Annotated in this window: 14 protein-coding genes; 9 read left to right on the forward strand and 5 right to left on the reverse strand. The window is 26.3% G+C overall.

What is annotated here, in order from left to right; genetic code table 11:
- The first annotated feature begins 169 nt into the window (after window positions 1-169).
- Window positions 170-763: a helix-turn-helix domain-containing protein gene (locus Q0881_RS06050; protein ID WP_299157737.1), complete on the forward strand. Its 594-nt coding sequence runs from the start codon at window positions 170-172 to the stop codon at window positions 761-763.
- 117 nt (window positions 764-880) lie between these two features.
- Window positions 881-2,545, forward strand: coding sequence for a serine hydrolase (locus tag Q0881_RS06055; protein ID WP_299157738.1), 1,665 nt, complete (start codon window positions 881-883; stop codon window positions 2,543-2,545).
- A gap of 113 nt (window positions 2,546-2,658) precedes the next feature.
- Here the strand turns inward: Q0881_RS06055 and Q0881_RS06060 are convergent, their stop codons facing one another.
- A complete protein-coding gene (locus Q0881_RS06060) occupies window positions 2,659-3,558 on the reverse strand; it encodes a DMT family transporter (protein WP_299157739.1) in 900 nt (299 codons plus the stop codon).
- 683 nt (window positions 3,559-4,241) lie between these two features.
- Between Q0881_RS06060 and Q0881_RS06065 the strand changes: the two genes are divergently transcribed.
- Window positions 4,242-4,694, forward strand: a complete 453-nt coding sequence (locus tag Q0881_RS06065) for a cold-shock protein (protein ID WP_299157741.1) — start codon at window positions 4,242-4,244, stop codon at window positions 4,692-4,694.
- Between the two features lie 111 nt (window positions 4,695-4,805).
- Here Q0881_RS06065 and Q0881_RS06070 read toward each other — a convergent pair whose 3' ends face one another.
- Together Q0881_RS06070 and Q0881_RS06075 are read right to left on the reverse strand one after the other, a co-directional pair.
- Window positions 4,806-5,516, reverse strand: coding sequence for a LytTR family DNA-binding domain-containing protein (locus tag Q0881_RS06070; protein WP_299157743.1), 711 nt, complete (start codon window positions 5,514-5,516; stop codon window positions 4,806-4,808).
- A 1-nt stretch (window position 5,517) separates the two neighbouring features.
- Window positions 5,518-6,537 (reverse strand): histidine kinase, encoded by a 1,020-nt coding sequence (locus tag Q0881_RS06075; RefSeq protein WP_299157745.1) that lies wholly within the window; start codon window positions 6,535-6,537, stop codon window positions 5,518-5,520.
- A 171-nt stretch (window positions 6,538-6,708) separates the two neighbouring features.
- On the opposite strand from Q0881_RS06075, the gene Q0881_RS06080 reads away from it, so the two are divergent.
- The 6 genes from Q0881_RS06080 (at window position 6,709) to Q0881_RS06105 (ending at window position 14,059) form a co-directional block, all read left to right on the forward strand.
- Window positions 6,709-7,617 carry an ATP-binding cassette domain-containing protein gene (locus tag Q0881_RS06080; protein WP_299157747.1) on the forward strand — a complete coding sequence of 303 codons (909 nt, stop codon included), beginning with the start codon at window positions 6,709-6,711 and terminating at the stop codon, window positions 7,615-7,617.
- Between the two features lies 1 nt (window position 7,618).
- Window positions 7,619-9,844: a redoxin family protein gene (locus Q0881_RS06085; protein ID WP_299157749.1), complete on the forward strand. Its 2,226-nt coding sequence runs from the start codon at window positions 7,619-7,621 to the stop codon at window positions 9,842-9,844.
- Between the two features lie 452 nt (window positions 9,845-10,296).
- Complete coding sequence (locus Q0881_RS06090) at window positions 10,297-11,085, forward strand: histidine kinase (RefSeq protein ID WP_299157751.1); 789 nt, start codon at window positions 10,297-10,299, stop codon at window positions 11,083-11,085.
- Complete coding sequence (locus Q0881_RS06095; protein WP_299157753.1) at window positions 11,082-11,795, forward strand: LytTR family DNA-binding domain-containing protein; 714 nt, start codon at window positions 11,082-11,084, stop codon at window positions 11,793-11,795. The genes Q0881_RS06090 and Q0881_RS06095 overlap by 4 nt, the downstream gene beginning before the upstream one ends.
- 118 nt (window positions 11,796-11,913) lie before the next feature.
- Window positions 11,914-13,368: a serine hydrolase gene (locus Q0881_RS06100; protein WP_299157755.1), complete on the forward strand. Its 1,455-nt coding sequence runs from the start codon at window positions 11,914-11,916 to the stop codon at window positions 13,366-13,368.
- Window positions 13,369-13,378: 10 nt separating this feature from the next.
- Window positions 13,379-14,059, forward strand: a complete 681-nt coding sequence (locus Q0881_RS06105) for a CPBP family intramembrane glutamic endopeptidase (protein ID WP_299157757.1) — start codon at window positions 13,379-13,381, stop codon at window positions 14,057-14,059.
- 145 nt (window positions 14,060-14,204) lie between these two features.
- On the opposite strand, the gene Q0881_RS06110 is transcribed toward Q0881_RS06105, so the two are convergent.
- Complete coding sequence (locus Q0881_RS06110) at window positions 14,205-14,900, reverse strand: response regulator (RefSeq protein WP_299157758.1); 696 nt, start codon at window positions 14,898-14,900, stop codon at window positions 14,205-14,207.
- Window positions 14,897-15,913 (reverse strand): histidine kinase, encoded by a 1,017-nt coding sequence (locus tag Q0881_RS06115; protein ID WP_299157759.1) that lies wholly within the window; start codon window positions 15,911-15,913, stop codon window positions 14,897-14,899. Before Q0881_RS06115 ends, Q0881_RS06110 begins: the two co-directional genes overlap by 4 nt.
- Window positions 15,914-15,964: the final 51 nt, after the last annotated feature.

A 15,964-nucleotide genomic window follows, 5' to 3' on the forward strand; every position in this document is an offset into this window, starting at 1 on the left:
CATTTTTAACCTTTTTAATTTACAATTTAGAAAAGAAGTATTCCGGGGGGACAGCTTCTTTTCTTTTTTATAACTATTTTCTTTTTTATAATGTAGAAAATAAAATGTGTAATTATGAATTATTATATATTGCATCTTAAATTCAATAAGAATCAAGATAAATGTGATTATGCAGAATGAGAATTCTAATTTAGCAAATAAACTTAGTAATTTCCGTAAAAAGAATGGGCTTTCGCAAGAAGCTTTAGCTGAAAAAGCAAATGTATCTTTAAGTACTATTCAGCGTATAGAAAAAGGAACTGTTAAACCTCGTGCTTTTACGATAAAGATTTTAGCAGAAACTTTAGAAATAGATATTTCAAGACTTATTGATGCTTCTACTCAAAGCGAAACTACAGAAGTTGTTTTTTTACCAATAAAAAAGTTAAATTTAGTTTCGTTACTTCTTGTATTTATACCATTTATTAATCTAATAATTCCATTTATTTTTTGGAAAAAAAGTACAGAAATAAAATCTAAAAACTATTTGGCTGGAAAAATTTTAAGCTTTCAATTATTGTGGAGTTTTCTTGTTATTATTGGAATGGGGATTACACTTTTTTTATCTAATCTTATAATAGGGCAAGCTGGTGATGGACTTTTTATAATTATGATTTTTTATCTGTTAGCTGTACTATTCAATATTTTTATAATTGTTAAAACAGCTTCAAAGCTTAATAATAAGGATGAGAATATACTTTCTTTTATTCCAAATTTATTTTAACAGCTGGTTTTATAAGTGTATATATTGAAGTGACATATAAAAGCTATAAGAAAGCTATATAATAGACACAGGGTAATAGCTGTCATCATTTTAGTTTTACTATTCAATTTAAAAAGAATGGAAATACGTAAAATGAAGAAAAGTATCTTAAGAATCGGTTTAGTTATTATATCATTATTGATAGTTGGAGGAATGTATATTGTTTTTAAACCAACACCAAAAACCATTGATGATTTAATGGAAAGCTATGTTAACCCTGGAATTAAAATAGAAATTAGAAGTCCATTTAGTGGTACTGTATTAGTAGCTAAAAAAGGAAATATTATTTTCGAAAAGGCTTATGGAAAATCCAATAGAATAACTGAAACTCCAAATACAATTAACACAAAATTTGGCATTGGTTCAATAACTAAACAGTTTACTGCTATGCTTATTATGCAAATGGTGGCTGAAAAAGCAATAAACTTGAAAGATACTATAGGCAAATATTTACCGTATCTTCCAAAAGAAAAAGCAGGCACTATAACAATTCATCAATTACTATCTCACACTTCAGGGCTACCACATTATGGAGGCTTACCAGCTATAGGTGTAAGTTTGAAAGATTTTGGAAATACATATTATACACCAAAAGAATTAGTTAAATTGATAGGTAAAACTAATTTAGTAAGAACACCTGGAAAAGCTTATTACTATAGTAGTTTAGGTTACGATATTTTAGGTGCAATTTTAGAAGAAGTATCAGGGAAATCTTATAAGAATCTATTGAATGAAAAAATTATAAAGCCATTAGGATTAAAAAATACTGGTTTTGAGAGTAATGAATATATTGAAAATGAGTTAGCTAAAGGGTATAGTTATCGAGAGGTATACGGATTGGATTGGTGGACTTCAGAACACGGTGGCAAAATTACTGAAGCACCTTTTAGAGATCAATCAACAGCTTATTCAGCAGGAGGGATGCATTCAACAGTAAAGGATTTATTTACTTGGAGTAAAGCTTTAAAAACACATAAATTATTATCTTCAGAATTAACAGAAATTATGCTAACACCTAATAAACATGGACATTGTTACGGTTTGGTAAGGAATTGGGATGATATTATAGAGAAGAATATTAATGTAAGATTATATGGACATGGAGGAGCATTAGCAGGTAATAGTGCTTTTATAGCTTTATATGATGATGAAACTACTATTGTTTATTTAGCCAATAGAAGTAATTTAAAAGCTGAAGAAATTTTGCATCAAATATATTTGCGTGCCAATAATTTAAAAGATATATATAAATTAAAAGGGTATCCAAATAGAAGTTCATATTCTAAGTTTGAAGAAGCTGGAGGAATGACTGCTTTACAAGATTATTTTAATAGGCTATCTAGATATAGTGGTTATAAAGTTAATCCGTCAAATAGTACTATGCGAGGAGTTATGAAAATTCATTTAGAAGCAGGGAAACTTAGAGTAGCTGACAGTTTAAAAACAGTATTTTTTGATTCCTATAATCCAAACGAAAGTACACTTAATGATTTTGGTTATGATTTTTTATATTCAGATAACCCACACTACGCAATTGAATTTTTTAAAGAAAACACTATAAAATATCCATACTCTTCAAATACTTGGGATAGTTTAGGAGAAGCGTATCTAACGTTTGGAAATTATAAAAAAGCTATAGAATGCTACAAAAAAGCTGTTGAATTAGGTGAAAAAGTAGCACATAGATCGTTAAATGATTATAAAGAAAATCTTAAAAAAGCGGAATCCAAATTAAAAGATTAAAGCCTAGAATGAAAAATCGAAAATTAAATGATATATAATTTTCGGTTTTTCATTGAAATATTGTAGCTGTTTATGTTAGAGTTATAGACTAAGAGAATTTCTCTAAAAATATTTTATGAATATAAAATTAAAAATACACCAATCATAATACCTAATAAAGGAACTAACTTTTTTCGCTTATTTTTTTCTTTAAAAACAAGTCCACCAACAACCACAGCAATAAGTATCTGACTACGTTTTATAGCTGACAATAGCATAATTAAAGCATCGGGGTCTTGTAAAGCTTTAAAATAAAAATAGTCGGCAGTTTGTAATAAAACACCTACAGCAATAATAGTCCATCTCCATTTAAAGTTTCTCCGCTTTTCAACATATGGAAACCAAGTTATAGACAAAATGAGTACTAAAATAAGTATGGTATACCAACAAAACCAAAACTGTAAAGTTTGTGGGTTTAATGTTAAATTCTGAATTAAAAATTTATCATATAAACCACTTGAAGCTCCTAAAAAAGTAGCTCCAATAATAGCAAATATCCATTTATTCTTTTTAAAGTTGATACCTTCTTTTTTTCCTATTTTAGAATATAGTATTACAGATAAAATTATAAGAAAAAAACCTATCCATTGTAAGGCATTAGGGCTTTCCTTATAAATTATAATAGCACCAATAAAAGTAAAAAAAGGGCCAGCAGAACGTATTGGTGTAACTATAGTAATTGGTAAATGTTTTAAAGCTTGGTATGCCAATACCCAAGAAGCAGCCATTATCATTGATTTTATAAAAATAAAACCATGAGTTGACCAAGGAATACTTGTAATATAAAAACCTAATTGTTTGATATACTCTGGAAAATAAAGAGAACCAATAAAAAATGGTAAAAGGAATATAAAACCAGAAGAAATTGTACCTAAAAGTACAGGAAAAACTTCATTTCCTTGCACTGCATGTTTTTTACATAAATTATGTAATCCTAAAAAAAGTGAGGCCAATAAACCTAAATACATCCACATGCCGCGAATATAGTTTTTTAGACCATTTTTACATATAAAATATTATTAAAAAACAATGTGAGAAGAGCTTTTTATTTTTCAGGATTATAACTTATATCAAAGAGGGGGTTTTCCCCTATACAAAATTAAATAGGAGAGTATATTTGCCTCCGTATTTATAGAATGTGGGGACATTGTATAGGGCAGTAAGTAAAAAGCATCCATTTTTAGGATGCTTTTTTATACTTCTTTCTTTAATTAGTTATTTTGAATGTTTTAAATTTTTCCCATTTGAATTGTTATTGTTTAGAGAATAATTTGTTTTTCTTAGTTTTTAAAATTGGAACTTATAAAAAGTTAAAATTTGATTATAATATGTTGATTTATTTATAATATTGATAGAGTCAAAAAAAACATAAAAGATGAAGTAATCACCCAATTATGAAGTTAATTGATTCAACAAAATTTATAAGTCAGATATTGTTTTATAAATTAGTGAGTTTAATTTATATTAATTAATTTTGGAAGTTAAAATATTTACAGTATATTCTTAACAATTAAAAAAGAAAACTTGTATTTACAATTCTAATAACTTTAGTAAAAAGCTTAAATAAATCTTCATTTATTTTTATGAAATTCATTTATATAATTGTATGATTTTTTTCTATTTACTACCAATTATAATATTATTTTAAAACTAACGAATGGCAAAATCACAGCAAACCTTTAATAAAAATGAAAAAGAGAAAAAACGTTTAAAGAAGCGTGAAGAAAAAAGGAAAAAAAAGGAAGCTAAAAAGGCTGAAAAAATCCCAGGACAAGGTATTCAGTTTGTTTATGTTGATCATAATGGTAATTTAACTGATACTCCACCAGATCCTTCTATGAAATTAAAAGTGGATGCTGAAAGTATAGTAATCGGTATTCCTAAAAGGGAAGATATAGAAGAAGAAGAACAAGATACAGTACGAAAAGGAAGTGTATCGTTTTTTGATTCTTCAAAAGGATTTGGATTTATTGTAGATTCAGCAAATCAAGAAAAATACTTCACACATGTTAGCGGTTTAATTGATGAAATAGCCGAAAACGATAAAGTATCTTTTGAACTTGAAAAAGGATTAAAAGGTATGAATGCAGTTAAAGTTCAAAAAATATAATAAGTATCACATACTATATTTCATTAAAAAAAGCTTGTGTTTTACAAGCCTTTTTTAATGAAATATTTACTTCACGTAAGATAGATAAACTCTTTTTATAAAATAGTATTACTATAATTTATGAGTTTCCATATAAACCTTTAATGCGTTTCTATAGCTATTTCCTATAGGGATTTGATGTTTATTTATTAAAACATATCTTTTATTGTATTGAGATATTTTTTCTAACGGAATAATAAAAGATTTGTGTACTCGAAGAAACTGTTTCTGTTCTAGTAATTCTTCTATAGATTTTAATGTTTTTAAAGCCATATAAAAATTATTGCCAGTAACAATTTTAGCATAATCTTTCATTCCTTCTATGTAATCAATATCCTCTATGTTTACTTTAATAAACTCATCTCCTTCTTTTATAAAAAAAGAAGTTTTCTTAGAGGAAGAAATTGTGGTATGTTTTTGAGACACATTCATTTCAAAACGTTCAATAGATTTATTAAAACGAGAAAAAGAGATAGGTTTTAATAAATAATCAATTACATCTAAATTAAAACTTTCTACTGCATATTCGCTAAAAGATGTAGTTAATATAAATTTAGTTTTATATTTTTTACATAAAGTAATTAGTTCCATACCAGAAATTTTGGGCATTGCAATATCCGAGAAAATTAAATCAACAGTATTTGTATTTAAATAGTTCAAGGCTATTTCAGGATCAGTAAAAGTTTGCAAAATACTATAATTATGAAAACGTTCTAAATAATGCTTTATAACATCTATAGCGAAAGGTTCATCATCAATTATTATTACTTTATACACAAGCATATTATATCAATGTTATTTTAAGTTCTGCTAAAAACATATTACTTGTTTTTATTAAATTTAATTGAGAGGTTTTTGGGTATGATAATTTTAACCTCTTTTTTAAGTTATATAACCCTTTTCCTTCTCTTGTTTTTTGAAAATGTTGTTTTTCTTGAATGCTATTTTCAACAGTAAAACGTAAGTTATTATTATTTATTTCTGCATTAATCCTTACAAAAGCATTAGTGTCATTTGTATAAAAGCCATGTTTAAATGCGTTTTCTACAAGTGTAATTAATAATAAAGGTTCTATTAGTAAATATTCAAAGTATTCATTTACTTCAAAAGTAATATTTGCTTGTTCTCCAAAACGGTTTTTTTCTATAGAGATATATTCTTGAATAAACTTTAATTCTTGAGTCAATTTTACGCTATTATTTACTGAGTTATCGGTTAAATAGCGCATCATTCCTGATAATTTTAAAATTGTATCGGGTGTTTTAGGATTATTATTTAAAGACATACTATACAGCATATTAAATGCATTAAATAAAAAGTGTGGATTCAACTGTTGTTTTAATAATTTTCGTTCAGCCTCCTGTAAAATCTTTGTACTCACCCAAAAGCGATTATTAAAAATAATATATAGGTTATCAATTGTCCATAAAAAAGAAAAAAGTATACAACTTAAACCTATATACAAAACTAGTTGCTCTAGTACATTAAAAAGTAAATATTTTTCCTTGTTATAAGATATAAGAGCTAAAATAACTACAGCTGTAATAGCCCATTTAATTTTGTCTATTAAGAGTTTATCGCTACGAAAAACTAAATAATAAAATAAATAGGTAAGCAATGTGATAACTGTAGCTTCAAAAGGGTCTCTAGTAAGAATACTTTTATGAAATATACTTTTTAAAGTAAGGTGATAAGAGTTTATAATAACAAATATGAAAATTGCAAAGTAGAGGGTATGAAATATAACTTTTACAAAGTAATAGTTATCATCTTTTTTTTCTTTAGTAAAGGATTGTAGATTCATTGTTTGTGTATATGTTGCTACAATGTAAAAGTAGCGTAAAAGATATGTTTTATGTCTATAATCTATTATAAGAAATCGATAGTAAACTTATGTTTGTCGATTTTTTTTTTTTAGATATATTAAATAAGACACTTTTGTTTTTAATAATAAGAATTATTAAAGATGAAGCATATGAATGTAATAGAAATGAATAACCTTAGTTTTTCATATTCAAAAAAATCTAATAAAATATTAGAGAACGTGTCTATGAAAGTTCCAAAAGGGGCTATTTATGGTTTTTTAGGAGCAAATGGAGCAGGTAAGTCAACAACTATGCAACTACTTACAGGAAGTTTACCAACTTCTAATAAAGAAACTATTTCTCTTTTTAATAAATCACTAGAAAAACAATTACCTATTATTTTTAAAAAGGTTGGAACATTAATAGAATCACCTTCATTGTATTTGCATTTAAGCGGGCACGATAATTTGGCATATATGGCTAAAATGAAAGGTGTTATAGAAGAAGAAATTACTAACGTTTTAGAATTGGTTGGCTTAGCTGAAAATTCTAAGCAGAAAGTTAAAGAATACTCTTTAGGAATGAAGCAGCGCTTAGCAATAGCTTTTGCATTATTAGGTAAACCTCAACTGTTACTATTAGATGAACCTATAAATGGATTAGATCCTCAAGGAGTAATAGACATTCGAAATTTATTAATGCAACTCAATAAAAAATTAGGGATTACTATTTTTATTTCGAGTCATCTATTAGATGAAATTGAAAGAATTTGTACACACATAGGCATACTTAATAAAGGAAGGTTAGTGTTTGATGGAACTATTGAAGAATTAAAGGCCAAATCGAAAACGAATAAACAAAAAATAGCAATAACTCTTAAAGAGACTACACCTTGGTTTGAGCAATTAAATGTAAAATACAAGAAGCTTTCTTTAGAAGAGAATACCATACGTTTTGAAACTGAAAATAAGGAAGAAATTAAAGAAATCCTATTGTTTCTTTTAACAAGTGAAGCTGAAATTTTAGAAATGAAAACTGTAGAAGGCCTGGAAGATTTATTCTTAAAACTCTCAAAATAAGATGAAAAATATTTTATATAACTTAAAAACTGCATTAATTGCAGAACACATAAAAAAAAGAAATACAGGTATTTATACTTTAAGTTTCATTATAGGAATTCTCTCTCCGCTAATCCTTTTTATTTCTAGATTGAACGGAAGTACAAGGTATGTACCTCGAAAAGCACATAATTTGCACATTAATTTTATTGAAAATGGATTAGAATTGTATACATACTACATGCTTCCTTTCTTAATTATTCTTATAACTAGTAGAATAACTCAATTAGATCATAAGGTTAATGGGTGGCAGTTAATGGAAAGTTTACCAGTTAAGAAATATGCAAACTATTTTTCTAAATTTTCGATAGTACTTTTTAGCAATTTCATAGCAATAGTAAGCTTTGTTTTTATGAGTCTAATTTTTATTTACATTTTAGTAGCTATAAATATTATTCCAGAAATGGGAGTTTTGGAATTTCCATCTGAATTTATAATTCAATTAATTTCTAGGCTTTTTATAGGAAGCTTATTTCTTTCAGCATTACAGTATACAATTTCTGTATTAATATCTAATTTTCTTTGGCCAATTTTTATAGGAATCATAGGCTTTTCGTTAAATACTTTTTTTAATGAATCGGGATTGTTTTTTAGTTGGTATCCGTACGGACCAATTTCAATAATTTTTAAATATCCAAAAGGAAGTGATATTGGAAATATATTAACATATACAGATTATATAAGCTTAGTAGGTAGCATTATCTTTTTATATGTAGGTTATCAATGGTTTAAAAATAAAAGTTTATTAAATCTTTTTTCAGTAGGAAATAAGATGATACTACAAACTATAAGTATTCTTGTCGTATTTGGAAGTATATTTTTTTGGTTACAAAAACCAAAACAATTTTTAAAACATAATAACACCGTTGTAAGAGGAAAAATAGTTGGAGATATAGATGTGAAAAATGTATATATCGTAGATCCATTTATAAAGGATACTTTAACTATCATACCGATAAATAGAGATAAGTTTAGAATAGTTTTAAAAGATAGTTTACCACTAAGTACTTATGAGTTAAATTTTGATGATAAGTATAAAACAAAAGCTTTTTTTGGAGCGCAAGATAGTGTCCAAGTTGTAATAAATGTAAAAAAAGGTTACTGGAAATCTAAAATAGAAGGTAATCGATTAGTAGAAAATAAAGTTATAAGTGCAAGAAGTAGTAGAGGAGAGTTTAACTTTATGATTTCTTTATTTATGAATGATTCAATTTATCATAAAACACCACAACTTTTTATAGCTAAACTTGAAGAGTATTGGAAGAAAGAAATACAGAATATAAAAAAGTATAAAACTATAGATAATTATAATATAAGAGAAGACTTTTTTAAATTACAGCAGCAGTTAAAAACAATAAAATACAAAAAGTATTTAGATGATTTTAAAAAGATAGCTAAGGTTAATAACCCTAAAATAAAAATTATACTACCTAAAAGCTTACAACATCTAGAAGAACCCTTATTATATAATGTATCGTTATTAAATAATAGCGTGTATTTAAAATATGTATTAAATCAATTAGTAAATACTAATAAGAGTAATTTAGATCAAAATACAAAAGCATTATTAGCAATATCGTCTTTAGAAAAAAGTAGTTTTAAAGATAAACTAATGTATTGGCAATTAGAAAAGAGTATTCAGGAATCTTCAATAAAAGACGAAATTGATTCGTTACTAATTAAGTATTCAACATCATTTACTAATGATAATTTAAAAAGAAAAATAAATAAAAAAGCTATAATAATAAAGCAATTGATTAAAGGGCAGACTGCACCTAAATTCATTGCAAATACATTAGAAGGTGAGAAAGTAAAATTAGAAGATTTAAAAGGGAAATATACCGTAATTGATGTTTGGGCTACTTGGTGTACTCCTTGTAAAAAAGACACACCTTATTTTGAAAAATATGCATTAAAGTATACTAGTGATTCTATCCAGTTTGTATCACTATCAGTAGATTATAAAAGAGATATAAATACTTGGAAAGCAAATGCGAGAGAAATGTCTAAGACTATTATGCAACTACACTGTTTAAATAGTAAAAATTTTATGCAAGCATACAATATTAGAAGTATTCCTAGATACATGGTTATAGACTCAGAAGGTAAAATAGTTAATGTTAATTTACCAAGACCTTCAAAACCTAGTTTTGAGATTGTATTAAAAGAAGTTTTGAATATTAAATAGTAATTAAACTTTAAACTAGATTAAATCATATTATAAAGAAAATCTACTTTAAGTATTTTTTATAATATGATTTTAGTCTAAAATGAATCTTTTAAACTAAGTAATAAGAAAACATAAGCTTATAGATTAAATTCATTTAAATGTCTATAAAAAATAAAAGAACGTCTATATAGTTATAATAAACAAGGGAGATTATTTTACCTTAGTTTTTTATTATAATTAATTTTATGCAAAGAAGGTATTTAAAAAGTATATTTCATATTTTGATATGGCTACTTTTATTTATGTATCCTATAGCTTCATTAAATGTAGACTATCTTATTTATAGGAACTGGTTATCATTAACTTGTATTCTTCTTGTATTTTATATTAATTATTTTGTTTTAGTAGACCTGTTTTTCTTTAAAAATAGAAAACCACAGTTTTATATTCTAAATATTTTATTGATAATAATGCAATATCTATTGTTAAGTTATTCATTAAAATTAAATTTATTTCACCCAACTGTTGATGGTAAAATCATTAGGCAAATTAGAAGCGGAGCTATGACTACTGTTCAATTAATTTTGCCTATAATATTAAGTATTGGAATGTGTGTTAGTTTAAAAATTAATGCAAGGTTTAATAAAAATCAATTGCAATTACAACAAGTAAAACAAACCCAATTAAACGCAGAAATTAAATATTTAAAATATCAAGTACAACCGCATTTTTTATTTAATACCTTAAATAATATTTATGCATTGATTGATATTTCGCCAGAAATAGCTAAAGAATCAATACATACCATGAGTAAGATGATGCGTTATCTATTACATGATGCTTCTAACAATAAGGTACCATTAGTTAAAGAAGTTGAGTTTTTAGAACGATATATTAATTTAATGCAATTGAGAGTCTCATCTAACTTAACTTTAAAAAAAAGTTTTCCTATAATTAACCAACCAATACAGATAGCACCACTTTTATTAATTTCATTTGTTGAAAATGCATTTAAGCATGGTATAGATGCTGTACAATCTAGTTTTATAAATATTAAGCTAAGCATAGAAAGTTCTACTATAAATTATTCGGTAATTAACTCATCATTTCCAGAAAAAGAAAAAGTTACCGATTCAGGAATAGGTTTAGAAAACTTAAAAAAGAGACTTGAGTTAGTTTACCCAGATAAATTTAAATTAAATACGACAGAAAAGAACAACCAATATATAGCAACATTAACACTTAATTTTAAAGAATGATACTATCTTGTATTTTGATTGATGATGAGCCTTTAGCCCTAGATTTATTAGAGGGCTATATAAAATCGATACCTTTTTTAAAATTAATAGCAAAATGTAATAGTGCCATTGCTGCAATTGAAATTTTAGAAACAACAACTGTCGATTTGATTTTTACAGATATACAAATGCCAAACCTATCTGGGATGGAATTTTCTAAAATGATTATGAATCAAAAAACTAAAGTCATTTTTACCACAGCATTTGAAGAGTTTGCTCTAGAAAGTTATAAAGTAAATGCTATTGATTATTTAGTGAAACCAATAAGTTATTCAGAGTTTTTCTCGGCAGCTAATAAAGCAAAACAACACTTAGGTAACAGCATTTCTAAGATAGTTCCAATAGATGATTATATATTTATAAAATCGGATTATAAATTGATTAAAATCGATTTAAAAGATCTAATTTATGTTGAGGGATTGAAAGATTATTTAAAATTTTATACTGTTAACTCAGAGAAACCATATCTCACTTTAAAGAGCATGAAATCTTTAGAAGAAGAATTATCTAAAAAACATTTTATGCGTGTACATCGTTCATTTTTAGTTAATTTAAAAAAAATAACAACTATAGAGCGTAATCGTATTGTTTTTGGCGATAAGTACATCCCTGTTTCAGAAAAATATAAAGAAGGTTTTCAAAAATTCATTGATTCTAATTTTTCAAAATAGAGAAAATACAGTAAAACATCTATAAAAAACTATTGAATGTATATTTCATTTTAATAGGCCTCAACAATTTGTCAATTTTGATGTATTAAGAAACTTAATTACTTAAAACATATTATTGATGAGAACACTTCAAAAAACTAAAATTATTTTTGGTATCCTATGCATTTTAACCATATATGTTAAGGCGCAAACACTAAATGAAAAAATTGAAAAAGTAATGCAAAAGCATGTCGATCTGGATCAATTTTCAGGAACAGTATTATTAGCAAAAGACGGTGAAGTTTTATACCAAAAAGCTTTTGGAGAAGCAAATAAAAGCTATAAGGTTAAGAATACATTAGATACAAAGTTTAATATTGCTTCTATGGGAAAAATGTTTACAGGAGTATCAATAATGCAATTAGAAGAACGTGGGAGGTTGAATATTAATGATCCTGTGATTACACATCTTAAAGACTTTCCTTTAGGTAATAAGATTACTATATATCATTTATTATCGCATACTTCGGGAGTAGGCAGCTATATGAGAGACCTTAATTATAGGTCGGATAGACATAGATATAAAGAGATTGATGATTTATTGCCAATAATTTATCAGCAAAAACTACAATTTAAAACACCTGGAGAAAAATTTTCATATTCAAATTCAGGAATGATCATATTAGGTGCAATTATTGAAAAAATAACAAAACAATCCTATTCAAATTATATAAGTAAGAATATACTTGAGCCAACTAAAATGTATGATACAGCTATGAAATTTGGTGATGAGGTTGTAGAAAACAGAGCTCTAGGGTATATGAAATCTATATCAGGAAAGTATCATAATAATAGTTTTAATAGCAGTTCACCTTATCCTGATGGAGGAATATTGTCTACTGTTGGCGATATGCTAAAGTTTGATCAAGCTCTTTATGGTTCGACACTAATAAATGAAGCTTCAAAGAAAAAAATGTTTACCGCTTTAAAAGTTACTTATGGTTTAACATTTCAGGTTGAAGACAGACAAAATAACAAGGTTGTAGGACATAGTGGTGGGATGCCAGGGTTTTCATCATACTTCTCAAGATATTTAAACGATAAATATACCATTATTGCACTTTCTAATTACGATATGATTTCTAGAAATATAGTGCATTATATTGAAGGAATTTTATACAATAAAGAGTACCCATTACCAAAAGAAAGATTACGCTTTTTTATATACAAAAACAAAGCTAAAATTAAAACTCTTAATACTTTTAACGATGTAATAAGTTATATTAAAAAGAATAAATATTCACTTGGTCATCCACAGAGGTTAAATACGATTGCTTATGAGTTTATGAAGGAAAAAGAAATTGTATTTGCTATAAAGTTATTTAAAATGAATGTGCATTTATTTTCTGAAGATGCTAATGTTTATGATAGTTTGGGTGAAGCTTATGAAAAAAATAAACAATACGATTTAGCATTAGAAAATTATAAAAAGGCTGTTGAGGTGGCAAAAAAACATTCGCATAGGTCGTTAAATTCTTTTAATTCAACTTTAGAAAGATTTAAGAAAAAACAGCAATCACATAAAATCTTATAAAAAGTAAAGCATGAATAGTATTCTAAAACAAAATAATCAAATAAGTTATTTTTTTGATTTGGTTCTTTACATAGCTATAATGTTTTTAATTAGAGAAACGTATATACCTAATTCTCATTATTTGGTAACAGGATTTTTATACTCAGGAACCACTTTAATAGTAGCTACTTGGCAAATGAGAAGGAGAGGAGTAACATGGAAATCTATAGGATTAGAGAAACCAAAAAATATAAAAAAAACATTTCTAAGAGCAGGTATATTATTTGTATTAATAATTGCCATATTTCTTACAGTTAATATTATTCAAGATTCGTTTTCTGTTATTAAAGAAAGTAGTGAAGCAGCAAAAGGAACAATTAGAGGAAAGTCACTTAGTAGTGGAGATTATGGGTATGTATTTTCAATCATTATTTTTATATGGATACAATCAGCTTTAGAAGAGCTTTTAGAGCGTGCTTTTTTAATAACTTGGTTAGAAAGGCTTTTTAAAAATATACCATTTAAAACCACTTTAGCTATTATTATTCAAGCATGTATTTGGGGTTTTAGACATTCTTATGATATTTCAGAACGGTCTATATCTGTTGCTCTTGTTGGAATTATTATGGGAATTGCCTATGTGAAATTTGATAGGAATTTATGGCCTGTTATTATAGCTCATTGTGCCATGAATACGATGTCGTTAATATAAATTAATAGATATCTTTCTGTGGATGTTTTAACTCCAAAAGTTTACATTGTCGTTTATATGATTAAGCTAAAGAAAAATATATTACATTTTGATATTTGTACTGGGATTATAACAACAAATAATTGAAAAAAGAGAATTAACTATTTTATGATTTTGCAAAAACTTCTAACTTTTTTAGTACAATAACTTTATACATAGCACTTACCGGAACTTTATTATTTTCAATTAATAAATAAGTTCTGGTTGCTTTTGTAACTCTTTCTAGATTAGAAATATAAGATTTATGTGTGCGTTGGAAATTCTCAGATAATAACGTCGTAATATTAATAAGTGTTTCAGAAATAAGATACATTCTTGAATCTGTAAATATTTTTAAATAATTACCAAAACTCTGAATATATAAAATTGAAGAAAATGGAATATTTACAGGCATTCCATCATACTTTATTTGAAGCTCTTTACTTTCATTACTAGCATTAGGTTGCGTTACTATTGTCGTAGAAACTTTGTTTATAGCCTTTAAAAAGCGTTCAATTTTTATGGGTTTTAATAAATAATCTATAACACCATAATTATAACTTTCTAACGCATATTCAGAATACGCAGTCGTTAAAATAACTTTTGGTGGATTTAACATTGAACGTAAGACTTCCATACCATTAAGCTCTGGCATTTCGATATCAAGAAAAATTAGATCAACTTTATGTTGTTGCATAAAATTGACAAACTCGAGAGGATTCCCCGTACTTATTACCAATTCGAAGTTGTTAATTTTAGAACAATATTCTTCTAACACTTTACGTGCAAGTAATTCATCATCTACAATACCAATTTTAATCATGAATTATTATTTTTATATTGTTGTGTTAAGTCAATAGATAAGCTTACGTGAAATCTATTTGTCTTTTCATCAATCTCTATTGAATGAGCATTTGGATACAATAAATTTAAACGTCTTTTCACATTATCAAGACCCAATCCTTTTCTTTCTGATACAGAAATTCTAGAAGGTTTTGAATTATCTACTATTAAATTAAGGCTAGCGTTTTTTATAGCTACAGAAATATCAATTGTACTCTGTTCATTAGTGCTTCGTGCGCCATGCTTTATAGCATTTTCAACAAATGGAATGAGTAGCATTGGAGCAATTTTTAAGCTCTTCAAATCTCCGTTAATTAAAAAATCAATTGTACATCTGTTACTCAATCTTTTCTCTTCAAGCAATAAATAATTTTCTATAAATTCAAGCTCTTCTTTTAATAAAACAGCATCTTTTTTAGAGCTTTCTAACTGATATCTCATTAATTCAGAAAGTTGCATAACAAGATCGGGAGTTTCTGGTGATTGCTGCCTAGATAGGGCATAAATGCTATTTAATGAGTTAAATAAGAAATGTGGGTTTACTTGTTCTTTTAAATATTTAAGTTCAATCTCTTTTTGTAATTGCTCTTTTTCAATATTTTCTTTTTGGATGATTCTATTTCTTCTTAAAAAAAATGCAGCCATCCCGGTTCCTGTAGTATAAAACAAAAAGAAAAACATTTTAAAAGTATATTTATAATCTTTTCCAAATTCATAGCCTCCTATTGTTGCTGCTAGAAATATAGTTCCAATCAATAATAACCCAAACAAAAAATACCTCTTTTTATCTAAAACAAAAGGAATTAAAATAAAATGATTTACCCAGATAACACCCATTATATAAATTGCATAGCTAAGGTTCCACTTCATAAACGAATAAGTGCTATCAAATTTATCTTTAGATATCCACATGCTTAAAGTTTCTAGTATGGCTACTAAAATAAAAGCCCCAATATTAAGGAGAATGGTATGCCTTAAAGATTTTTTAAACATATTAATTTATTAAAGAAGTATAAAGATACTATCAATAATTATAAATTATAT

This window comes from uncultured Tenacibaculum sp., from assembly GCF_947494125.1.
Classification (GTDB): domain Bacteria; phylum Bacteroidota; class Bacteroidia; order Flavobacteriales; family Flavobacteriaceae; genus Polaribacter.